Annotated in this window: 16 protein-coding genes; 6 read left to right on the top strand and 10 right to left on the bottom strand. The window is 41.7% G+C overall.

Annotated elements, in window-relative coordinates; genetic code table 11:
- Positions 1-136 precede the first annotated feature (136 nt).
- Both ND6B_RS09135 and ND6B_RS09140 read right to left on the bottom strand, forming a co-directional pair.
- Positions 137-799 carry a response regulator transcription factor gene (locus ND6B_RS09135; protein ID WP_010392247.1) on the bottom strand — a complete coding sequence of 221 codons (663 nt, stop codon included), beginning with the start codon at positions 797-799 and terminating at the stop codon, positions 137-139.
- A gap of 102 nt (positions 800-901) precedes the next feature.
- On the bottom strand, positions 902-3,190 hold the full coding sequence (locus tag ND6B_RS09140) for a TonB-dependent receptor (protein WP_033103544.1): 2,289 nt from the start codon (positions 3,188-3,190) through the stop codon (positions 902-904).
- Positions 3,191-3,446: 256 nt separating this feature from the next.
- Here ND6B_RS09140 and ND6B_RS09145 point away from each other — a divergent pair, with 256 nt between their 5' ends.
- From ND6B_RS09145 to fusA, 6 genes are all read left to right on the top strand, one after another.
- A complete protein-coding gene (locus ND6B_RS09145; protein ID WP_024602249.1) occupies positions 3,447-4,748 on the top strand; it encodes a GntP family permease in 1,302 nt (433 codons plus the stop codon).
- Positions 4,749-4,757: 9 nt separating this feature from the next.
- The gene (locus tag ND6B_RS09150) at positions 4,758-5,939 is read left to right on the top strand and encodes an E22 family MetX-like putative esterase (RefSeq protein WP_033103543.1); all 1,182 of its coding nucleotides are present in this window, start codon (positions 4,758-4,760) and stop codon (positions 5,937-5,939) included.
- A 4-nt stretch (positions 5,940-5,943) separates the two neighbouring features.
- The gene (locus ND6B_RS09155; RefSeq protein WP_033103542.1) at positions 5,944-6,705 is read left to right on the top strand and encodes a 3-hydroxybutyrate dehydrogenase; all 762 of its coding nucleotides are present in this window, start codon (positions 5,944-5,946) and stop codon (positions 6,703-6,705) included.
- 10 nt (positions 6,706-6,715) lie between these two features.
- The gene (locus ND6B_RS09160; protein WP_033103541.1) at positions 6,716-7,423 is read left to right on the top strand and encodes a CoA transferase subunit A; all 708 of its coding nucleotides are present in this window, start codon (positions 6,716-6,718) and stop codon (positions 7,421-7,423) included.
- A 10-nt stretch (positions 7,424-7,433) separates the two neighbouring features.
- Entirely contained in the window at positions 7,434-8,093 is a 660-nt protein-coding gene (locus ND6B_RS09165) for a 3-oxoacid CoA-transferase subunit B (protein ID WP_033103540.1), read from the top strand.
- A gap of 278 nt (positions 8,094-8,371) precedes the next feature.
- The gene (fusA, locus tag ND6B_RS09170) at positions 8,372-10,456 is read left to right on the top strand and encodes an elongation factor G (RefSeq protein ID WP_013466210.1); all 2,085 of its coding nucleotides are present in this window, start codon (positions 8,372-8,374) and stop codon (positions 10,454-10,456) included.
- Positions 10,457-10,639: 183 nt separating this feature from the next.
- Here fusA and mdoH read toward each other — a convergent pair whose 3' ends face one another.
- The 8 genes from mdoH to tatC all read right to left on the bottom strand — a co-directional run bounded on the left by mdoH (position 10,640) and on the right by tatC (position 22,372).
- Positions 10,640-12,604, bottom strand: a complete 1,965-nt coding sequence (gene mdoH, locus ND6B_RS09175) for a glucans biosynthesis glucosyltransferase MdoH (protein ID WP_033103539.1) — start codon at positions 12,602-12,604, stop codon at positions 10,640-10,642.
- A complete protein-coding gene (locus ND6B_RS09180; RefSeq protein WP_028834694.1) occupies positions 12,576-14,195 on the bottom strand; it encodes a glucan biosynthesis protein G in 1,620 nt (539 codons plus the stop codon). The genes mdoH and ND6B_RS09180 overlap by 29 nt, the downstream gene beginning before the upstream one ends.
- A 323-nt stretch (positions 14,196-14,518) precedes the next feature.
- The gene (locus tag ND6B_RS09185) at positions 14,519-17,182 is read right to left on the bottom strand and encodes an ExeM/NucH family extracellular endonuclease (RefSeq protein WP_033103538.1); all 2,664 of its coding nucleotides are present in this window, start codon (positions 17,180-17,182) and stop codon (positions 14,519-14,521) included.
- Between the two features lie 273 nt (positions 17,183-17,455).
- A complete protein-coding gene (gene hemB, locus ND6B_RS09190; protein ID WP_008108557.1) occupies positions 17,456-18,463 on the bottom strand; it encodes a porphobilinogen synthase in 1,008 nt (335 codons plus the stop codon).
- Positions 18,464-18,476: 13 nt separating this feature from the next.
- The gene (locus tag ND6B_RS09195; protein WP_033103537.1) at positions 18,477-20,336 is read right to left on the bottom strand and encodes a sensor domain-containing diguanylate cyclase; all 1,860 of its coding nucleotides are present in this window, start codon (positions 20,334-20,336) and stop codon (positions 18,477-18,479) included.
- Complete coding sequence (locus ND6B_RS09200; RefSeq protein WP_033103536.1) at positions 20,336-21,121, bottom strand: TatD family hydrolase; 786 nt, start codon at positions 21,119-21,121, stop codon at positions 20,336-20,338. Before ND6B_RS09200 ends, ND6B_RS09195 begins: the two co-directional genes overlap by 1 nt.
- Complete coding sequence (locus ND6B_RS09205; protein ID WP_033103535.1) at positions 21,121-21,630, bottom strand: hypothetical protein; 510 nt, start codon at positions 21,628-21,630, stop codon at positions 21,121-21,123. Before ND6B_RS09205 ends, ND6B_RS09200 begins: the two co-directional genes overlap by 1 nt.
- A gap of 1 nt (position 21,631) precedes the next feature.
- Positions 21,632-22,372 (bottom strand): twin-arginine translocase subunit TatC, encoded by a 741-nt coding sequence (gene tatC / locus ND6B_RS09210; RefSeq protein ID WP_033103534.1) that lies wholly within the window; start codon positions 22,370-22,372, stop codon positions 21,632-21,634.
- Positions 22,373-22,415: the final 43 nt, after the last annotated feature.

Below are 22,415 nucleotides of genomic sequence, written 5' to 3'. Positions count from 1 at the left end.
TGGTTGGCGCGTTTGGTGGGCAGTACAGTCCGCATATGAGCCAGCTAGTTGCCAGTGTTAATGTATGTATTAATAATTTCAGCTAGACAGCCTTAAAAAAGATTATAAAGAAATACTTAAAGTGTATTAATTTATATTAGCTCGCCTCTAACTTACCAACTTGAGATAGCTGATTAAACAAAATGCCTGCTTGGGTACGGTTATACACATTCAGCTTTCGCAAAATGGCCGATACATGTTGTTTTATGGTGGTTTCTTGAATCGACATTTCAAAGGCAATTTGTTTGTTCAAGAGCCCGTCGGCTATCATCGCGAGTACACGGTATTGCTGTGGAGTGAGTTTTTCTAGGTTGCGGGCAAAATTGCTCTGTTCGTCATTAACAACCACATCAGTTAAGTCAATATCTGTTGGCAACCAAGAGTCTCCATTGAGTACATGTTCAATGGCTTCACTGATCACATCAAGGGATGATGACTTTGGAATATAGCCTGCAGCACCTAAGCTCATGGCTTGTTTTATGATAGTGGGGGTTTCGTTAGCCGATACCATAATAATTAATATATCAGGGTATTGATTTCTTAGTTGCGAGAGCGCTTGTAAACCATTGGCGCCAGGAATTGTTAAATCTAAAAATATCAGCTCTATCTCGGGGTGTGATTTTAATAAGCTAAACAAACCGTCGATATCGCTGGTTTCTTTTATATATTGTTCTGGTACTGAAGTCGCTGCTGCTTGACGTAGCGCACTTCTGAATAAAGGGTGGTCATCAGCAATTATGGTATTCACAGCACAAGCCATTTCAAATAGTCTCCAATGCATTAAGTTATATGTGATTTTGCGATGTGAAACAAGGTTTGTCTGTGGGGATATACAGACAAACCTTAACGCTTAAATTAAATTTTAAAAACGATAGCCCACAGTGAGTGATATTGTGCGGGGGTCACCGTAATAACCAATTAAGGTATTATCGCCACCAAGACCGGGTGTGTATTTGCTGGTATCAGTTGGATCTGACGGGTCGGGTGCTACAAACTGGTAACCTCCAATCATGTATTCTTCATCGGTTAAGTTTTTACCATAAATACCCGCAGTCCAATGGCCATCTGCGCTATACCAAGTAACACCAATATTTAATAATCCGTAGGCGTCTTGTGTTAAGAGGCTATCTTCTTCGAACAGTGCGTAATCACCTCGGTGATAATAATTACCGTTTATAACGAAGTCGCCCATTTCTGTGTATAAACGATAGGTAGCGCCCAAGTTAAAAGTTAGATCTGGGGTGTTTGAAACACTAAAACGGTCTGACTTATCAAATGTTTCACCGGTATCAGGATTGGTATCAATTACATTTTCAAAACTACTGTCGATGTAACCTATTGACGCGTCAATAGTTAGTGCATCGTTTGCAACATAGCTAAGTTCTAATTCAACGCCATCAGACTTAGACTCGCCAATATTACCTAAGCGCTGGTTTAAATCGGCGGCGCTGTCACCGGGTAATACCGATATGTACTGACGGTCTTTATGATCAAGTGTGAATACAGTTAAATTTGCGCGTAAATTATCATTCCATTCGCTTTTCATGCCTAACTCAATAGAGTCAACCACTTCGGGCCTTGCTGCAGGTTCTGCTGTTGTAGCTCGTGGATTAAATGTCCCTGACTTAAACCCTTGCGAGTAACTAGCAAAAAACATGATGTCGTTATTATATTGATATTCAACACCCGCACGAGGCGTAAAGCGTGACCAATCTTCGCTGTCATCTAGTACCGTAGGCACGAGTTGTCCTTCTGGGCGAACATAACCCGGGATCCAACCTGATTCAGGGTAAACAATGTCAAAAATAAGACCATTATTTACAATCGCTTCTTTGCTGTCTTTGGTATAGCGAGCGCCAAGTGTCATTGACCATTTTTCATCAAAGTCGTAGCTTCCTTGTATATAAGCCGCTTTACTGGTGGAATTGCTGCAACCGCTTACTTCACGCGTAAGCCCTGGGGCACCTAAACTTTGACCAAGCACACCTAATATTGCTTCAAACTGGCCACACGATTCGCCATCATAGTAATAAAGCCCTGAGACCATTTTATAGTTATCGCCACTGTGATTTAGCTGCAACTCATGCGTGGTTTGTTCATCGTCATAAATGGCTGGAACATCAAAAATAGGTAAAGAGGTATTATCAAAGTCGATGTTAGTTGGTGAATAGCTCTCTCTTGTTGCTGCAACGTATTTAATACTCGTGTTTGCACTCATATCCCAACGAGCAGTTAAGCTCATACCTTCAAGCTCTACTTTGTTCCATGTAGGTAAACTAGTATAAGAGTCATACACGCTATCGGGTACAGGCGCATTCGTTAACAAGCTTGGAAGTAAGCGATACCCGCCTTTCGCGTTGGAGTCATCATCAGTTTTATCCCACGCAAAACGAAAGAATAAGTCATCCGTAGGGGTGTACTCTAACGTAACCCGTGCTGCGGTAACATCTTTGTTATAGTTTTCGCGGTCTTGATTATCAAGCGCTGACGTTAAAAATTCACCATAGCCATCACGGTTCAATGTGGCAAAACCAAAACCAACATAGAGTTTTTCGTCAATAAGCGGGAGCTGCCCAGTGACTTTTAAATCTTTTTGGCTGTAGCTGCCTACGGTGCCTTGAATATTTAGCGTTGCATCTCCGCTCATTTCTTTGGTGACATACTTAACTGCACCACCAATAGTGTTTTTGCCATATAGCGTACCTTGTGGGCCACGTAACACCTCAATTTGTTGTACATCAAGTAAGTCGAGCACGGCACCTTGCGGGCGGGCGATGTATACATCATCAATGTAAATACCTACGCCAGGTTCATAGCCCCAAAGCGGGTCTTGCTGACCTACACCGCGAATAAACGCAGTGATGGTAGAGTTAGTGCCTCGGCTTGATTGTAGCGTAGTGTTGGGTGAAAACTGCTGTACTTCAGTCATTACGCTGATGCCGTTTTCTGCTAATTCTTGTGCGCCAATTGAGGTTACGGCAACCGGAACTTCTTGTAAGTTTTCAACGGTTTTGCGAGCGGTTACTTCTATTCGCTCTAACTCTGCTTTTTTTACTTTAGGCGCTTGTTCAGCTGCCACACTTGTTGCACTTAATAAGGCGAGTGAAACAGCGAGTGTAACGGGTGTGATATTTTGTTTGAGCTTTATCATGGTGTGTTCCTGTTGTTATTAGTTGATTATTTGTTTGCTCATGTCACCTGCACTTAATGTAGAAGATAGTGTTAAAAAATGAATTAGTACCATAGTGCTATAAAAGCTTAACACCTTGACTTATATGATTTTTGTGTAAGTTTTATAACGTATAGTACCTTAGTGCTATGTCTTTATTTGCGCTGAGCGATAAAACTAACAACAGTTACTGCGATGTCACCTCATCTGGGTAATAACAATAATTATAGGAATGTCTATGCTGAGCATGATAGGGCTGTTAGGCGGTTTAATACTGCTAATAATTTTAACTTTGCGCGGGGTCAATTTATTTATTGCCGCGCCAATATGTGCATTGTTGGTGGCACTAACAAGCGGGATGGCTATATTCCCGGTGACTGCCGACAGTAATTTTATTAACGCGTACATGGATGGCTTTGCTGGATTTTTAAGTGCATGGTTTTTTATGTTTTTACTGGGCTCGTTGTTCGGTAAGTTTATGGAAGATACTGGTGCAGCAGACAGCGTAGCCAGTTACATTGTTGGCAAGTTAGGTATGAAGCATGCGGTGCTGGCGGTGGTGATTGCTTGCGCCGTGCTGACTTATGGCGGAGTCAGTGTATTTATTGTGGCGTTTTCGGTTTACCCGATGGCGCTCAGTTTATTTAAAGATGCCGATTTGCCGCGGCGCTTTATACCCGCAACATTAGCGTTTGGCTCAGTGACATTCACTATGACCTCTGCGGGCTCGCCTGAAATTCAAAATTGGATACCCGTAAAGCATTTAGGTACCTCACCCTATGCGGCATGGGAAGTAAGCTTAGTAGTGGCCATTTTTATGGCAACAGTCGGTTACTTTTGGCTAAATAAAATGATTAAAAAGGCGGTTGCCAAAGGTGAGCGTTTTGCTGCAAGAGACGATGACCCAATTATTTTAGAGCGTGAACGCCCTCATCCAATCACCGGCGTAATTCCTTTGCTGGTGGTGCTACTCTTATCATTTATGTTGCATGATGTTTTACAACAAACCGCACTAATTGTGGCGTTGCTCGGTGGTGTTTTAAGTATTGTGGTCATCAATTACAAGTATTTTCATAACATGGCAAATGCCATCAATATGGGTACCACTGGCGCCTTAGTTGCTATAGGTAACACTGCTGCTGTAGTAGGGTTTGGCGCAGTGGCTAAAGTATCACCGGCGTTTATTGCTGCTGTTGATGCTATGACTCATATGCCAGGTAATGAGTTAGTGGGGGCTGCTGTTGCCGTGAGCGTCATAGCCGGATTAACGGGTTCAGCATCCGGCGGGCAAGCGATTGCACTACCGCTTGTGGCTCCTGGATATTTGGATATGGGGGTTAATCCAGAGCAATTACACAGAGTGGTTGCTATTAGTTCTGGTGCATTAGACAGCCTGCCACATAATGGTTACGTGGTCACAACTATACGTGCCATTTGTAAAGAAACACATCAACGCGCTTATTGGCCATTAGCCGCATTGACGGTGGTTATCCCATTGGTTGGGGTGGCTCTTGCGCTGAGCTTATTCATCACTTTTTAAGGAATTGCAATGAAAACAATATTAATAATAGGGTTGCTGTTTTTATTTAGTAGTAAGGTGTTTGGCGCTGATAAAGCAGAGCCGTTACTAGTAGAAAAACAACATTTCAGCACAGAAAACTTCACAACGGTTTCGGGTACAACATTGCCACAGGTTGATATTGGTTGGGAAAGTTATGGTGAGCTTAACAAAGCCAAAGATAATGTAATCTTGATCACTCATTATTTTTCAGGAACCTCTCATGCAGCAGGTAAATATTCAGCCGACGACGCCGTAGCAGGGTACTGGGATGCGTTAATTGGCCCAGGAAAAGCCATAGATACTAACAAGTATTTTGTGATCAGCTCTGACACCTTAGTCAATGCTAATTGGCATGACCCACACGTAATCACTACGGGTCCTGCATCAATTAACCCTGCGACAGGTAAGCCTTATGGCTTGGATTTTCCAGTGGTTACTATTACTGATTTTGTTAACGTACAAAAACGCTTATTAGAGAGTTTGGGTATTACTAAATTACATGCCGTGATGGGCGCATCTATGGGCTCTTTTCAGGCGCTAGAGTGGGCAACGCGTTATCCAGATCAGGTTGAACGCCTAATCCATGTTATTGGTGCAGCAACCATGGATGCATGGACTGTCGCTGCGCTTGAAAAATGGGCACTCCCCATTCGTTTAGATAAAAACTGGCAGCAAGGTAATTACTACGACAAGGAGCGCCCATTAGATGGACTTGCCGCAACCATGCTAAATATTACCCAAGATGCGATGCATCCAATTATTTATAACGCTAGCTTCCCTGACTTTAACGTACTTGATGAAGGCGCGTTAAAAGACATTCGTACCTTACCTAAGTTAAACCAAGTACTAGCACAGCGTGCAATGGCGCGTGCAAAAACCCAAGATGCAAATCATGTATTGTATTTGGTACGGGCATCACAACTGTTTACTGCCGGTATGGAAGGCAACTTAAGCGCAGCACTTAAAAAAATTAGCGCTAAAACACTGTTATTGCCTGCAACCAATGATTTACTGCTACGCCCTGAAAATATGCGCACTGTATATGAGTCAATGAAGTCGCTGGGGAAAGAGGTTCAGCTTTCTGAAATTGAAGGCGGCTGGGGGCATCTCGATGGAATTTTTTCAATCTCGCCTAAAGCGCAGCTGATCAGTGAATTTTTAGAGGAGTAGCAGTATGAGTAAAAACGTATTAATCACCGGCGCGGCTAGTGGTATAGGGCTACACATTGCTGAGCAGCTAGCCCGAGCTGGGCATAGCATTATTGTGACCGACCTTAATGAACAGGTAGCTCAACAAGCCGCGCAAAAAATAGTTAATCAGGGCGGTAACGCTCAGGGCTATGCATTGAATGTGGCAGATAGCCAAGCGATTGAAGATTTTTTTAGCACTTTTACGCAACCTGTGGATGTATTAATTAATAATGCAGGAATACAGCATGTAGCTAAATTAGAAGACTTTCCTGCAGATAAGTGGCTGCTTTTACAGCAAGTGATGTTGGTAGGCCCCGCAATGATGAGTAAAGCGGTACTGCCACGCATGCGTGAGCAAGATTTTGGCCGCATCATTAATATAGGTTCTATTCACGCCATGGTGGCCTCTAAGTATAAATCTGCTTATATCGCCGCGAAGCATGGCTTAATTGGCTTTGCTAAAACCATAGCATTAGAAACAGGTGATGCCAATATTACTATTAATACAGTGTGCCCAGCGTATGTAAAAACGCCATTAGTGGAGCAGCAAATTGCCGCACAAGCCAAAGAGCATGGTATTTCTGAGCAGCAAGTAATTGACACCATTATGCTGGCACCCATGCCGAAAAAGGCATTTATCGGCTTAGACGAAATCTTGCATACCGTGAGTTTTTTAATGGCAGATGCTGCACGCAACATTACCGCTCAAGCAATCGCCATTGATGGCGGTTGGACTGCACAATAAGGGGGAGCTAATGGCAGGTTTTGATAAAGTAGTAAAAAGCTACAGTGACGCTATGACAGGGCTTGAAGATGGCATGACCGTGATTGCTGGTGGTTTTGGTTTATGTGGTATTCCTGAGGGATTAATTGCACAGATTAAGCGCCAAGGCACCCGAGACTTAACCTTAGTATCGAATAACTGTGGTGTTGACGGCTTTGGATTAGGATTGTTACTTGAAGACAAGCAAATTAGCAAAATGATTGCCTCGTATGTGGGCGAAAATGCGTTATTTGAGCAGCAGTTACTGAGTGGCGAGTTAGATGTTGAACTAACGCCACAAGGGACGCTAGCCGAAAAAATGCGCGCAGGCGGCGCCGGAATTCCAGCATTTTATACCGCAACGGGTGTCGGTACGCCTGTGGCTGAAGGTAAAGAAACCCGTTCAATCAAGGGGCGCGAATATTTATTAGAGCCCAGTATAATCGGTGACTTTGCCATTGTTAAAGCGTGGAAGGCAGATCGCTATGGTAATTGTATTTATCGTCATACAGCGATGAACTTTAATCCAATGGCCGCAACCGCAGGTAAAATAACCGTATTAGAGGTTGAAGAAATTGTCGAGCCCGGAGAGCTTGAGCCAGGCCAAATTCATACGCCAGGTATTTATATCGATCGCGTTATTAAAGGTGAGTTTGAAAAGCGTATTGAAAAAACCACCACTCGAGCGGCAAAGTCCTAAGGAGCACATAATGGCATTAACACGAGAGCAAATAGCAAAACGCGTGGCAATGGAATTACAAGATGGCTACTACGTTAACTTAGGAATAGGGATACCTACATTGGTGGCCAATTATGTGCCTAAGGGCATTGAGGTAATGCTGCAATCAGAAAATGGGTTACTGGGCATGGGGCCCTATCCTACCGCTGAAAATGTAGATGCCGATATGATCAACGCAGGAAAAGAAACAGTAACCGCAGCTACGGGTGCCGCTATTTTTAATTCTGCTGAAAGCTTTGCCATGATCCGCGGTGGGCATGTTGATTTAACCGTGCTGGGTGCGTTTGAAGTGGACCAAAGCGGCAACATTGCCAGTTGGATGATCCCTAATAAATTGGTCAAAGGTATGGGCGGGGCGATGGATTTAGTGGCGGGGGCAAAAAACATTATTTGCACTATGACCCATGCTAATAAACACGGTGAATCAAAGCTACTGAATGAATGCAACCTACCGTTAACCGGTGTTGGTTGTATCAATAAAGTAATTACTGATTTGGCTCTATTAGAAATAAAAGATGGCGCTTTTCATTTATTAGAATGTGCACCCGGTGTGACTATTGATGAAATCAAAGCCAAAACTGCGGGTAATTTAGTTATTAGCGACAAAGTCAAAACTATGAGTTTTGAGTGATTTTACTAACGATTTGCATGGGGCAAAATAATTGTATTTGCTTCATGCCATTACTCAGTTGCGCTTTTGATGTTCAACAATGACGCTGATAAAGACTTAAGTCGTTTAAATACAGTTTATAATATGCCTCTTTTAAGCCCATCTCATACCTCAAAATATCTTTAAAGCAAGTTTTTTATAAATTGATTGCATTTTAAGCGACTTCTATGGTGATGTTCGCTTTAAGTAATGCTATACTCCCGCCGAATAATTTATCGACTTTATTAAGAGTAAAATTAATGGCAGATTTATCGAAGTACAGAAACATTGGTATTTTCGCGCACGTTGATGCGGGTAAAACCACAACTACTGAGCGTATCCTAAAGCTTACAGGTACTATCCACAAAACAGGTGAGGTTCATGATGGTGAATCGACTACCGATTTCATGGATCAAGAAGCTGAGCGCGGTATTACTATCCAGTCTGCGGCAGTAAGCTGTTTCTGGAAAGATCACCGTTTTAACGTTATCGATACTCCTGGACACGTTGACTTCACCGTTGAAGTTTACCGTTCACTTAAAGTATTAGATGGCGGTGTGGGTGTATTCTGTGGTTCTGGTGGTGTTGAGCCACAATCAGAAACTAACTGGCGCTACGCGAATGAGTCAGGTGTTGCACGTATCATCTTCGTAAACAAATTAGACCGTATGGGTGCTGATTTTTTCCGTGTAACAGCGCAAGTACAAAAAGTACTTGGTGCTACTCCACTTATCATGACTTTACCAATCGGTATCGAAGATGAGTTCTGTGGTGTTGTTGATGTTTTAAACAAAAAAGCATACATCTGGGATGAGACAGGTCTTCCAGAAAACTACACTATTGAAGACGTTCCTGCAGACATGGTAGAGAAAACTGATGAATACCATGAAATGCTTATCGAAACTGCTGTAGAGCAAGACGATGACCTAATGGAAGCGTACATGGAAGGTGAAATCCCTTCAATCGAAGACATCAAGCGTTGTATCCGTAAAGGTACTCGTGACCTTGCGTTCTTCCCTACATTCTGTGGTTCTGCATTCAAAAACAAAGGTATGCAACTTGTACTTGACGCAGTAGTAGATTACCTACCTGCTCCTACAGAAGTTGATCCTCAACCTCTTATGGATGAAGAAGGTAACGAAAACGGCGAGCATGCAATCGTATCTGCTGACGAACCTTTCAAAGCGTTAGCATTTAAGATCATGGATGACCGTTTCGGTGCATTAACATTCGTACGTATCTACTCTGGTGTGCTTAACAAGGGTGACACTATCCTTAATGCATTTACTGGTAAAACTGAGCGTGTTGGCCGTATGGTTGAGATGCAAGCAGATGAGCGTAAAGAGCTTACTTCAGCGCAAGCGGGCGATATCATCGCTATCGTTGGTATGAAGAACGTGCAAACTGGTCACACTCTTTGTGATCCTAAGCACCCAGTAACACTTGAGCCAATGGTATTCCCAACTCCAGTAATCTCGATTGCTGTACAGCCTAAAGATAAAGGCGGTAATGAGAAAATGGGTGTTGCTATCGGTAAAATGGTTGCAGAAGATCCATCTTTCCAAGTTGAAACTGATGAAGATTCAGGTGAAACTATCCTTAAAGGTATGGGTGAGCTTCACTTAGATATCAAAGTAGATATCCTTAAGCGTACTTACGGTGTAGACCTTATCGTTGGTCAACCACAGGTTGCTTACCGTGAAACTATCACTCGTGAAATCGAAGATAGCTACACGCATAAGAAACAATCTGGTGGTTCTGGTCAATTCGGTAAAATCGATTACCGTATCAAGCCTGGCGAAGTGGGTTCTGGTTTCACGTTCACATCTTCAGTTGTTGGTGGTAACGTACCTAAAGAATTCTGGCCTGCAGTTGAGAAAGGCTTTAAGTCAATGATGAACGAAGGTGTTCTAGCTGGCTTCCCAGTACTTGACGTTGAAGTTGAACTTTTCGACGGTGGCTTCCACGCCGTGGATTCATCAGCAATCGCATTCGAAATCGCAGCTAAAGGCGCTTTCCGTCAGTCTATCCCTAAAGCGGGTGCACAACTTCTTGAGCCAATCATGAAAGTTGACGTGTTCACGCCAGAAGATCACGTAGGTGACGTAATCGGTGACCTTAACCGTCGTCGTGGTATGTTAAGCGACCAAGAAGCTGGTTTAACTGGCGTTCGCATTAAAGCAGACGTACCGTTATCAGAAATGTTCGGTTACATCGGTTCACTACGTACAATGACATCAGGTCGTGGTCAGTTCTCTATGGAGTTCTCACACTACGCACCATGTCCACAAAACGTAGCTGACACAGTAATCGCTGCAGAAAAAGAGAAAAAAGCAGCTAAGTAATTAGCACTTTAACTCTTTAAAAAAAACCCGCACTTGTTGCGGGTTTTTTATTGTCTGAAGGTTATTAAGCTCGAAAATTAAAACGTGCGGTCATAAAAAAGGAGCAACAGTTAGTTGCTCCTTTTTTATTTATTATGACTATACCAATCTTCAAAATAGCTGACTTAATTAAGCGAATTGGTATTAATTTAGCTTATTAGCTGTTTTTGTGATGAGTGCTTTAAACTTCTTACGATGTGATTCACTACTAAAGCTCTGAATAGGCATGGTTACTTTATGTTCTTGTGGTAACAGCGGTATTGCTGTTGAATAACGCCCTGCAGGTGGAACGGTTATCTCTTTGAGGTGTACTTTAAGTGCCGCTAATGTTGCATCATTATCGACTTCACTCGGACAGAGAAAAATCCCCCATTGTCTGAGCTTAACGCCTAGCTTGATACTACTTGAATAGCGCACAATAGGTGCAGCGAGTATGAGCCCTAATAAAATAGGAGATAACCACCAAAAAAAGACTGGCGTAAAGTAATAAGCAACGCTACCCCATACAATGGCAATCAGCGAAGAAAGCAATGTATAACTAAACGCTTCTTTCCATGGCACCATTCTGCCTTCACGCGGTTGAGCGTCCCATTTTACTTTTTTACCTAAAAATACACAGACTACAAAATATGCATGAAAAACCATCATTAATGGTGCCACAATAATGGCAAACACGGTTTCAATTATAGACCCTAAAGTAAGTTTTAATGCACCACCAAAGCGCTGCTTACGGTGTACTAAGGTAACAATCACGCCCATGAGTTTAGGCAATAATAAAATAATGATAGTTAGGTAAAGTAATGAGTCAATGAGTTCTGTTTTGGCTATTTGCCAAGTTGGAAATAGTTGATAGGCGCGATTAAAATAGACATCGCTATTTAAAGCGCGTGTTACCGCATCTATGGTACTTAACGCCAGCATAGATAACCAAATGAGTGATGATATATACGCGGTTGCACCCAGTAAAAAATGCAGCTTACTCATTAGCTTTAATTTTGCTGATGATAATAAGCCAAGGTGTTGAATATTACCTTGAACCCAGCGTCTATCGCGTACAGCATAATCTAATATGTTGCTCGGAACTTCCTCGTAACTGCCTTCAATATCGGCAAGTAATAATACGTCCCAATTCGCGCTATGTAATAAAGAGGCTTCCACAAAATCATGACTTAAAATTTCACCACCAAAAGGCGCTTTACCTTTTAGTGTTGGCAAGCCACAGCAATCAATAAATGCTTTGACGCGAATAATGGCATTATGGCCCCAGTAATTGGCTTTGTCGGTCTGCCAAAAAGCAGAGCCGGTAGCTAACATTGGACTATAAAGAATTGAAGCGAACTGTAAAAAGCGTCCAAAAAAGGTATCTTGGCGCACAGGAATAGGGATAGTCTGAATCAATCCCGCTTGTGGATTATTTAGCATACTGGTAGTGAGCTCTAGCATGCATTGGCCAGTCATTACACTATCGGCATCCAATACAATCATATGCTCGTATTGGCTACCCCAGCGCTCACAAAAGTCGGTTAAGTTACCCACTTTACGATGTTTGTTATCTTCACGGCGACGATAAAATACCTGCTTTGCAGTATCACCTAAGCGCTCACATAACGCATGCCATGCACTTAATTCATTACTAGCAATAGCTGTATCTTGTGTATCGCTTAGTAAATAAAAATCAAAGTGTTTTAATTGCCCAGTTGCTTTTAATGATTGTAAACTGACTTCAAAGCCTGCAATCACTCTGTGCGTATCTTCGTTATATATAGGCATAACCACAGCCGTTTTTTGCTGTGACAGTGCTTCACTATTAATAGAGACCGGCTTTATTTTTTTAAGTGTGAGTGGATCTATCCGAAATAGCTGCAGTATAAAACCAATACAACCACTACAAAATGCGGTGACTATCCACGCAAAAGTAATAGAAAATAAAGCAAGAAGTGCATACTCAAGCAAGGTCATGCCATTTGAGTTTAAAATTTCAAACATAATTGAAATGCCATAGCCTGAAAGACCAATAGCAGCGATAGCAAATAACCACACACGAAGTGTTTTAAAAGGCATCGGCGTGCCTGTGCTTTGTTTACTTGATGTCATTTGGATACCAAACATAGCTCCATACCTCGCTCACTTCTTTATTACGTAGCTTTAGCGATAAACGCATATCTACAGGATCACTACCTTGGGGAGCGACTTTAAAAGCAACACGCCAACCTAATGATTTTGGTAATTTTTGCACTGTAATATCGCGGGCTTCACCGGTAGTCAGCTGAAGATCTGCGCTAAGTGCTAATTTTGCTGATAACTGATTGATATCAGGGCCGGTAAAGTCAACAGTAAATTGACGATGGCTTTTTGGCGGTGGATTATCTTCACCAGGTAATGCGGCACTACCAATACGCGTTCTAGCTACTTTGGCCAAATTATTTTGGCTTAGATAATCATTAAACGTCGTCATCTTATAGCTAAACTTTAATGCCTCTCCTGCTTTGAACGGCTTTTCAGGAACCCAATAACTTACAATATTATCGTTTGTTTCAGTATCTGTTGGAATTTCTACTAGCTCAACACGGCCATTACCCCATTCACCTTGTGGTTCTATCCAAAGGCTAGGGCGGTCATGGTAATGCGCTTCGATATCAAAGTAGTTATTGAAGTCACGGTCACGCTGCACAAGGCCAAAGCCTTTTGGATTCTCATATGAAAAAGAGGTTACACTGAGTTGGGATGGATTATTAAGCGGACGCCATACCCAATTACTCTCTTGTGACTGCGTGAGCAAACCATCTGAATCATGTACTTCAGGGCGGTAATCATCAAAAAACTTAGTGCTATTTTCACCGTGATAAAACATGCTCGTTAATGGCGCTATACCTAGCTTTTTAACATCTTTACGCGCAAAAATTTGCATGTCGACGTTAACTCGTGTCTGTGTGTTTGGGTCTATTTCAAACTTGTAGGCTCCCGCTACCGATGGGCTATCGAGTAAAGCAAAAATAGTAATATTAGTTTGCTCTGGTGTTGGTTTTACTAACCAAAACTCTTTGAATGAAGGAAACTCTTCACCAGATGTTTGTGCGGTATCAATTGCCAATCCGCGTGCTGATAAGCCATAAACTTGATTAGGTCCAACTAGGCGAAAATAAGAAGCGCCCTGAAACACCATAATTTCATCTTTATAGTCATCGTTATTTAGTGGGTAGTGCAATCTAAAACCAGCATGCCCTAACTGTGTACCTTCAACACTTTTCGCTATTTCATCTTTTAGGTGTGCTGCTGTTCCATCATATTGATAAAAGTCTGTGCTAAATGGGAGACGGCTAAGCTTGGCATCTTGATCAACGATATTGATTTTGACTGGGGTTTTATATAAAAAACCTGGGTGAAATAGTTGCAGCTCATAAAGCCCTTCATCTTTCCATACCGATTGATCGTGTTTGAAGCGGATTGAGCGGTAGTCTTGATAATCAATACTATTGAGCGCTTCTATTTGTATGTTTTTAGGTGCAATGTAATCTTGCTCAGCAAGCTTTTTAGCACGCGCACTTATCACATCAAATAAGCTGCCTTGTGGTATTGCCGCTTCTAATGAGGTTGCTGCAATGGCGTTGTTCGTTCCCCACAGTGAAAAAACTATCAACATCCCTACCAAAGGTTTAAAAGCCCTTTGACAAGTTGATATAAGGTGAATGCGTTCTTTCATTTTGAATCCTTTATAAAAATATATTTACAGCGAGAGTAACGTCTATCTCAATGGTTTTTATATGGGTTAGCAGGACTGGGCAATTATCGTTTTAGCGCAGGTGTAGTAACGCAGCTTCACACTTTGTATTTATTAAACAATAAATGAAAGGTGTGAAATTTGATAAAGGCCATATCAAGGTTTGCATAGATAGTAAGCAATGTTTGCTGAAGCTTGTCTGAATTACATTTGTATAAAAAATAAAAAAGCCGCGAAAGCGGCTTTTGAGTAACTATATAGATATTTTAGGTCACAATACCTAATTGTTAACCGACTAATTAAGCTTAATCAGCATACTTTGTTGCTTTGTACGTTAATTTAACATTACCAAAAGGAATGGCGCCGTTTACACGCACTCGCCACTTACCTTCTTTAGGGTTGGTAAATGAACAGCTTTCACTATTACCGAAGCTTATTGAGGCGCAATCTTTTTTGAAAAGAGTCGGGTTTCTTTTATGGCGTACAAATAAGTTTGCATCACCCCAGCCACCGTCAAGGCTAACCGTTAGCTCGTCATAACCTTGTGGGATTTCAAAGCTGTAGCTTTTCCACCAAAACCACCCGCCAATATTATTAATTTCGCCAATAATTACTTCAGGTTCTGGCTCAGGTGGCGCGATAATGGTCGAGCGAATATCGACAATAACAGGGTCATGATCTGACGCTCTGTAAGGACCTTGAGCATATAAGGTTGATTGTTGTGCGTCAGATTTAAACTCAACGTTATAATCAAGCGAGATAGGCTCATCGGCATTAATGTGCCAATCGGTTGCACTGACTACTTTATTTAATAAGCTTGGACTGACTAGGGCGTGATCTAAACTACCCGCTCGGCCAGAAAAGCTATAAGAGTAACCTAAAGTGTTGCCATCTAGCTCAGCAACCACATTTTTAAGGCCTTTATCAGCAAATGCACGGATAGGATCTTCCATTGCATAGGCGTTCATGTCGCCAACAAGAATGATATCTTCATCATCAACCCCTGTTGGTTTGCTATTTAACCAATCAGCAAATGCATTGGCGCCAGCAGTTCGAATTTCGTTCCAACATGCTTGGCCGTCATTTTGATCAGCGTTTCCACCAGTTGCACTTCCACAACCACCTTTAGATTTTAAGTGAGCAACGGCAACAGTAAAGACTTCTTCTGTCTCTAAAGACTTAAAGCTTTGCGCAATAGGTGCGCGATTGCTGTAGTCAAAAGGCGCGTCAGTTGTAATCGCTGCTGTTCCTACTTGCTGTACTTTATCAGCACGATAAATAAGCGCGGTAGTAATAGCGTCGGTGCCGATTTTATCAACGCCAAAGTCCACAAATGCATATTGATTTTGACTGTCGGCATCATTAAGTGCATTTACTAAGCTTGCAACTGCGCTAAATTCGCCAAAGCCGTCATTTTCAATTTCCATTAAGCCAATCACATCAGCTTGCATAGCACTGATAGCACTAACTAGTTTGGCCTGTTGACGAATTAATTCTACTTCTGAGTCAGCACCTCGGCTAGTTGGGAAACCGCTGCCTTGGCCGTCGCCATTAAAGTAGTTAAGTACGTTAAAGCTGGCAACACGTAAATCAGCGTCAGGGTTTAACTCTGGTGCATCGGTACGCGGATTCGTTGCTATAAACTGAGGTGTGACCGTTGGGTGAATACGGTAAGTGCTAAAACTGTACGCTAGGGCGCCAGTAACGGTATTTACTGTATCGCCAGTACGCAGCGTATTCTCTGCTGATAATCCAGGTACAGGGTAAGCAATAGGGTCGCGATTTTGACGAGTTGAGCCATCATCTACGAGTATTTTTTTAGTTAGATTTTGCGCTTCAACCGCATTTGCTGCCGCACCAGGAAGTGCAACTTGTGTCCCTTGATATAAACGTTCGGTGGCAAGCTCTAATTCACCGTAGCGACCTAAACCATAGTTATTCGTGACAACTAATGGCTGCTCTAGGGTCACCAACATACCTTCAAATGCTTCTAACTCACTTTGATCGATAACGGGTAAAGTGATTTTAGTCGGATAAGCTGAAAGGCCGGTATCACAAATAGCAACTTGGCTAACATTACCAATTTGGGTGGCATCAAAGTACTCTTCAACAGTACCTTGTACGCGAACATGGTCGCCAACATTAACATCAGTATTGGTAAAGTAAACAAATACACCTTCAGAAGTAAGGGGATTTGCATCTTCATCACTATTAAGTGAATTTACAAAAAAGCCTTTGAGCTGATCATCTGCTTGGAAATCAGCTGTCACAACGCCTTCAAATTCAACCACAGTGTTAACCAGTGGACTGCTTGCGCCTTCACCTTGAATACTGCTAATTAATGTTTTATCAGCGCCACATAGTAAAGGATCTTCAGGTTCTGGCTCAGGATCTGGATTAGGTGAAGAATTCCCTGCAAAGATACCTAGATCACTAAAATCATCTTGATCAAATTGCAGCCATAGCTCACTTGGATTAAAAGCGCCATCGGCATCAGTGCGTCCGTTTAATTGAGTTTCTTTACGGCGCAGTGTTTTATTTTGTGTTTGTACGCCACCTTCAGACCAAAATGAACCTGGATCTACGCCGCGTTGACCAAAGCTATCAATAACGGTTGAGCCTTGCGTAAGTACCAGTGCGTCATCACCATTAAAGTTAGTGACGGCGCTGAGTTGATCTGCTTTTTCTTTTAATTCAACTGAAGCATTACCATTAACAATGACATACGTGCTATTAGCAGCAAGTTCACCGGTTAAATCGAGCGTATTGTTTGCCTCTGTATTGCCATTTGAATAGAGACTTAGGGTGTAGCCATCCAATGACAGTGGGGTTGTCGAATTATTAAATAGTTCTACTGCTTTATTATAGCTACTGCCCTCTACGTATTCTGATATAACGAGGTTAGCGGTAGCGGGTGCACTGAGGCTTGCTAACACAAGCGCCAATGGCGTTATTTTTGTTTTCAACATTATTATTTTTTCCCGTGTTTTTGTTTCCCCAAATGGGACGCTTAGTGTAATGAAAAATGATTACAAATAGAATACAGAATGTTAACAATATTAAGTTTTGTTATTTTTTGAGGTAGAACGTACAGTTGTGAGTTTGGTTTTAGGTAAGGCAGAGCCTGTGTAGTGTGATTACTATCTATAAAAATAGGGGGTAACGCTGCATAAATGCCAACTATGTGTTGTTCTTAAACATAAAAAAGGGCAATAAAGCCCTTTTATATCAATATGCTTTTATTACTTATTTAAATAGCGGGCAGCCTGCTTTGCAAAGTAAGTCAGAATGCCATCAGCACCTGCACGTTTAAATGCTAATAAAGATTCCATAATAGTGGCTTCCTCACTCAGCCAGCCGTTATCAATAGCGGCTTTATGCATCGCGTACTCACCACTTACCTGATAAGCAAATGTTGGTACACCAAATTCATCTTTAACGCGGCGTACAATGTCTAAATAAGGCATACCTGGCTTAACCATTACCATATCGGCGCCTTCTTGCAAATCAAGAGCCACTTCGCGAATAGCTTCATCAGAGTTGGCAGGATCCATTTGGTAAGTTTTTTTATCAGCGCCTTTTAAGTTTCCTGCTGAACCGACAGCATCTCTAAATGGGCCATAGTAGCTTGATGCATACTTTGCTGAATAGGCCATAATGCGAGTGTGAATAAAGCCATCGGCTTCAAGGGCTTCACGAATTGCACCAATACGCCCATCCATCATGTCTGATGGGGCAACAACATCAGCACCTGCATGTGCGTGTGATAGCGCCTGCTTAACTAAAATTTCGGTAGTGACGTCATTAATTACATAACCTGCATCATCAATAATGCCGTCTTGACCATGCACAGTAAATGGGTCAAGTGCAACATCGGTGATCACGCCAAGCTCTGGAAAGGTTTCTTTTAATGCGCGAACAGTTCTTTGTGCTAAGCCATCATCGTTATACGCTTCTTCAGCGAGTAGAGATTTTTTATCTGCAGGGGTAACAGGGAAAATAGCGAGCGCAGGGACGCCTAAATCAACTAATTCTTTAGCTTCTTCTAGCAGTAAATCAATTGATAAACGTTCAATGCCGGGCATCGATTCAATGCTTTCACGACGGTTTTTACCTTCAAGCACAAAAACAGGATAAATAAGATCATTAACACTCAGCTGGTTTTCAGCCATAAGGCGACGAGAGAAATCATTACGGCGCATTCTACGCATGCGAGTATATGGGAAAAGGTCTAGTCCAGATTGGGCCATAAGTTATACGCTCCTACTGTGAGATTGGAAAATTAACCACTTGATTGCGGCCATGTTGTTTTGCTAGATAGAGTGCCTTATCGGCACGCTCAGTAAATATTTCAGGGTTATGAACATCATCGGCAATATGAGTATAAACACCGGCACTAATGGTGTATTTAATCGTAGTACCTGCAACACTGACAGTGTTTTTTTCTATTGCGCACCGTATTTGCTCGGCAATAGCTAACGCACCTTGATTATTAGTATTGGGTAGCAGGACGACAAATTCTTCACCACCATAACGCGCCACTTCATCAAGAGGACGTTTTAATTGTTGTTTAATAACATCACAGACTGCTCGAATTACCTGATCGCCGGTTAAGTGGCCATACGTATCGTTGATTGCTTTAAACTTATCTATATCAAGCATAATGATGCTCAAGGGTGTTTGCTCACGGCGTGAACGGCGAATTTCCATGATTATTTTTTTATCAAAGAAGCGTCTGTTTTTTACCCCTGTTAGAGCATCTTCCATATTGAGTTGTTCAAGCTCACGGTTTTTATCTTCAAGTTCCCTAAGCGTGACTTGTAACTCAAAGGTGCGCTCATCAACTTGGTTTTCAAGTTCATGACGAGTGCGCTCTTGTAATTCAATTCGTTCATTTAACAACGCGTCTTGCGCTGCACTTTTTGCAATCAATGCCTGTTGTGTTGTGACTTGCTCATCGCGTTGTAATATAAATAATTTTATGACGGTGTAGCTTAAACAAAATGAGCAGCTTAAAGAGGCCGCGAAGGTGAGTATTAAGCTGGATCTAGTGACGGTATACAGGCCTGTTAACGCAACGGAAAAATGAATGACTACAATTAAAAAGAACCCGAGTGCCATAAATAGAGATTTATTGGGGCTCGTGGGGTTTTTTCGTAGGTAAAATAATGTTGTGACAACATGATAACTTAAAATGACAGGAATGCTTAAAATAGCAAACAAAGCCACGCTTGGAGTAGGCAGCAACCCTATAAGTACAATAACCAATGCATATAAGGTGGTAATTATTGTTTGCCCTTTAACTAAGTTGGATTTAATGGGTATGCAAACATGGCGCTGTAAAGGAAGAAACAATACCGTGATCAGCATTAGCAAAATAGGCAGCATTAACTGTTGCAAGGCTGCTATGCTTGGGGGGGCATAACGAAACCCAAACCCGCCTAAATATGCTAAAAATAGGCTAAGCATCAGTGTAATCACACCGGCATAGGCAAAATAATGTTTACGTGAAAAAGCAAATAAAACCAAGCTACTGATAGCCAAAGAAAAAATAAATCCAATCAGTAATCCATAGTGCAAGTTAAGCATACTTTTATGGGCTAATAATGCATCTTGTTGCCATAAGGTGAGGGGGACGCGAAGCCCGATTCCCGCATTATTATTAACGTTAAGATAAACGGTGGTTTCGCTGTTAGCGGGAAGTGTTAATTTAACCAGCAAAGACTCACTTTTAATCGCTCTATCAGATAAAGGAAGAGCATCACCAATATGTTCCGATTTTAGTTGCTTCTCACCCATAAAGTGGTACAGGTATAAATTGTTTAGAAGTGGGTTATCTAACGATAAAATTGGCTTTGTTGGCTTATTAAGATAATTATTTAGTTGAAATTGAATCCACACAGGGCGAGTTTCAAGACCTAAATTAAGCGGTTTATTATTAAGTGACTGCCATTGTTGTAAGTTGCTTTGTTGTGCATCTTCTAGTGAGTTGGGGGTAAACGAATAATGAATCGACTCTATTTTTTTTGAGCTAAATTCGCTATTTATATCAATTGCACTTGCAGGGAAACAGGATGTAAAAAACACCATGATGAATGCCAGCAAGGTGCTAAAGATGCGCATTATTTTTTCTCTAATCCAAATAAGCGATTAAAGTTTTCACGAGTATGTTTTGCCACTTCAGATGCCGGAATGCCATAAAGTTGAGCAAGCGTGTCACACACATAATGCAGCAATGCTGGCTCGTTTCGTCTTGATTTTGGCTTTGGTTTAACAGTACGAGGAATTAAAAATGGCGAATCGGTTTCTATTAATAAACGTTCAATAGGAATACTCGGTATAAGTTGCTGTAACTCCTCGCCACGTCGTTCGTCACATACCCAGCCGGTAATACCAATATAAAGTCCTAAGTTTAAGTAACCTGAGAGTGCTTGCGCATTGCCTGTAAAGCAGTGCAGTACACCGCGAACAGTAAATTCTTTTAAAATAGTGAGCATATCCTCACTGGCATCACGTTCATGCAAATAAACAGGCAAGTTTATTTTTTCAGCTAATGCGAGCTGACGACGCAAAACAGCACGTTGTATATCTCTAGGGGAAAAGTCGCGATTGTAATCTAGCCCGCATTCACCTATGGCAATAACCTGCTCATTTTGAGCAAGCTGAGTGAGTTGTTGCTCAAGCTCAGGGGTTGCTGTTTTAGCGTCATGAGGGTGAATACCAGCGGTAGCATATTGATTATAGTGCGCAGCAAGTGCTAATGATTCTTCACTGGAGCTGATATCACAGCCAATAATCAGCATCTGGTTTATGCCCGCATCTTTTGCTCTGGCGAGCACCTCTTGATGCTGACCATCAAATTGATGATTAGTTAAATTTACGCCAGCATCAATTAACGTGTATTGCATTACTGAGTACGTTTTACACGAATTGAACGGTTTTGATCTGCTTTTTTAAGTAAAAAAGAGTTGAATACGCCACGGCTAATAATAACAGTATCGCCTTCGTCTAATCTTAAGCTATCTGAACCAATTTGACGCCATTGCTGGTTATTTTCTAAGGTAATGATTAGCTCACCATAAGGTGCTTTTTTAACAGATGAAATCATTGACGTAATAGACTCTTCACCATTTTCCGCAATTTCTTTATGCTCTAAACCAAACTCTTTTGCTTTAGTGGCCACAGGCGCTGTTGCAGCGGGAGCCTCAGCTTTTACATTTGTTTGTGCCGATTTGCTTAGCTGGCTTTGTGCTGGTTGTGTTAATGACTTTCCGGCAATGGTGTTGTCGTAGCAGAGTAAACGATTAAAGTCGTTTTCAATAAAACTACAGGCTTGCAAAGCTTGCTCATTAATAGGAGTAGCGGCTAAAACCGGTACGCTGACTAAAGCGAGTAAAGAAAGTAAATACTTGTTCATATTATTCCTTAGATTCTTGTTGTGGTTTTGCGGTATAAAATTTAGCTAAAATTAAACCAAGCTCAAATAAAAGCAGCATAGGTAGTGCCAATAGGGTTTGTGAAAGCACATCAGGAGGCGTTAAAAACATTGCCACTACAAATACGCCAACCACTATATAGGGACGCTTTTCTTTTAGACTTTGTGTGGTTGTTGCACCGCTCCAGCAGAGCAATATAATTGCAACTGGGATTTCAAATGCGATCCCAAAAGCAAAAAACAGCTTGAGCACAAAGCCTAAATAACTACTTATATCGGGCGCAAGCGTCATCATTTGCGGCCCTACACTGGTGAAAAACCCTAAAATTATAGGTAGCACCACAAAGTAACAAAAAGCAATGCCACTATAAAATAAGATAATACTGGAAGCCAATATGGGCATCAGCATTTTCTTTTCATGTTGATATAAACCCGGAGCTATAAACCCCCAAATTTGATGCAAAATCCAAGGAATGGCAGCAAATAAAGCAACAAACAACGTCAGCTTAAAAGGGGCAAAAAACGGTGCAGTAACATCCGTTGCAATCATAGTGGCTGTACTAGGTAAATGAGCAACTAACGGAGCGGCTACAAACGTATAAATATCGTTTGCAAAGTAAATTAAGCCAATAAAAATCACTAAAATACTTAATAACGATTTAATTAGCCGGTCACGCAATTCAATTAAATGAGCGACAAACCCTGATTTTACTTCCTCAGTCATTGTTTTTTATACCGTGTATTAAGTGCATGAAAAAAAGAGAGTG

Source organism: Pseudoalteromonas sp. ND6B (assembly GCF_000764215.1).
Classification (GTDB): Bacteria; Pseudomonadota; Gammaproteobacteria; order Enterobacterales; family Alteromonadaceae; genus Pseudoalteromonas; species Pseudoalteromonas tetraodonis.
Note: the sequence above shows the minus strand (reverse complement) of the source record. Positions and strands in the feature narration are given on the sequence as shown.

Coding starts and splice junctions, on each gene's coding strand:
- ND6B_RS09135 (WP_010392247.1), bottom strand. CDS start 799: ATGGCTTGTGCTGTGAATACCATAATTGCTGATGACCACCCTTTATTC.
- ND6B_RS09140 (WP_033103544.1), bottom strand. CDS start 3,190: ATGATAAAGCTCAAACAAAATATCACACCCGTTACACTCGCTGTTTCA.
- ND6B_RS09145 (WP_024602249.1), top strand. CDS start 3,447: ATGCTGAGCATGATAGGGCTGTTAGGCGGTTTAATACTGCTAATAATT.
- ND6B_RS09150 (WP_033103543.1), top strand. CDS start 4,758: ATGAAAACAATATTAATAATAGGGTTGCTGTTTTTATTTAGTAGTAAG.
- ND6B_RS09155 (WP_033103542.1), top strand. CDS start 5,944: ATGAGTAAAAACGTATTAATCACCGGCGCGGCTAGTGGTATAGGGCTA.
- ND6B_RS09160 (WP_033103541.1), top strand. CDS start 6,716: ATGGCAGGTTTTGATAAAGTAGTAAAAAGCTACAGTGACGCTATGACA.
- ND6B_RS09165 (WP_033103540.1), top strand. CDS start 7,434: ATGGCATTAACACGAGAGCAAATAGCAAAACGCGTGGCAATGGAATTA.
- fusA (WP_013466210.1), top strand. CDS start 8,372: ATGGCAGATTTATCGAAGTACAGAAACATTGGTATTTTCGCGCACGTT.
- mdoH (WP_033103539.1), bottom strand. CDS start 12,604: ATGTTTGGTATCCAAATGACATCAAGTAAACAAAGCACAGGCACGCCG.
- ND6B_RS09180 (WP_028834694.1), bottom strand. CDS start 14,195: ATGAAAGAACGCATTCACCTTATATCAACTTGTCAAAGGGCTTTTAAA.
- ND6B_RS09185 (WP_033103538.1), bottom strand. CDS start 17,182: ATGTTGAAAACAAAAATAACGCCATTGGCGCTTGTGTTAGCAAGCCTC.
- hemB (WP_008108557.1), bottom strand. CDS start 18,463: ATGGCCCAATCTGGACTAGACCTTTTCCCATATACTCGCATGCGTAGA.
- ND6B_RS09195 (WP_033103537.1), bottom strand. CDS start 20,336: ATGCGCATCTTTAGCACCTTGCTGGCATTCATCATGGTGTTTTTTACA.
- ND6B_RS09200 (WP_033103536.1), bottom strand. CDS start 21,121: ATGCAATACACGTTAATTGATGCTGGCGTAAATTTAACTAATCATCAA.
- ND6B_RS09205 (WP_033103535.1), bottom strand. CDS start 21,630: ATGAACAAGTATTTACTTTCTTTACTCGCTTTAGTCAGCGTACCGGTT.
- tatC (WP_033103534.1), bottom strand. CDS start 22,372: ATGACTGAGGAAGTAAAATCAGGGTTTGTCGCTCATTTAATTGAATTG.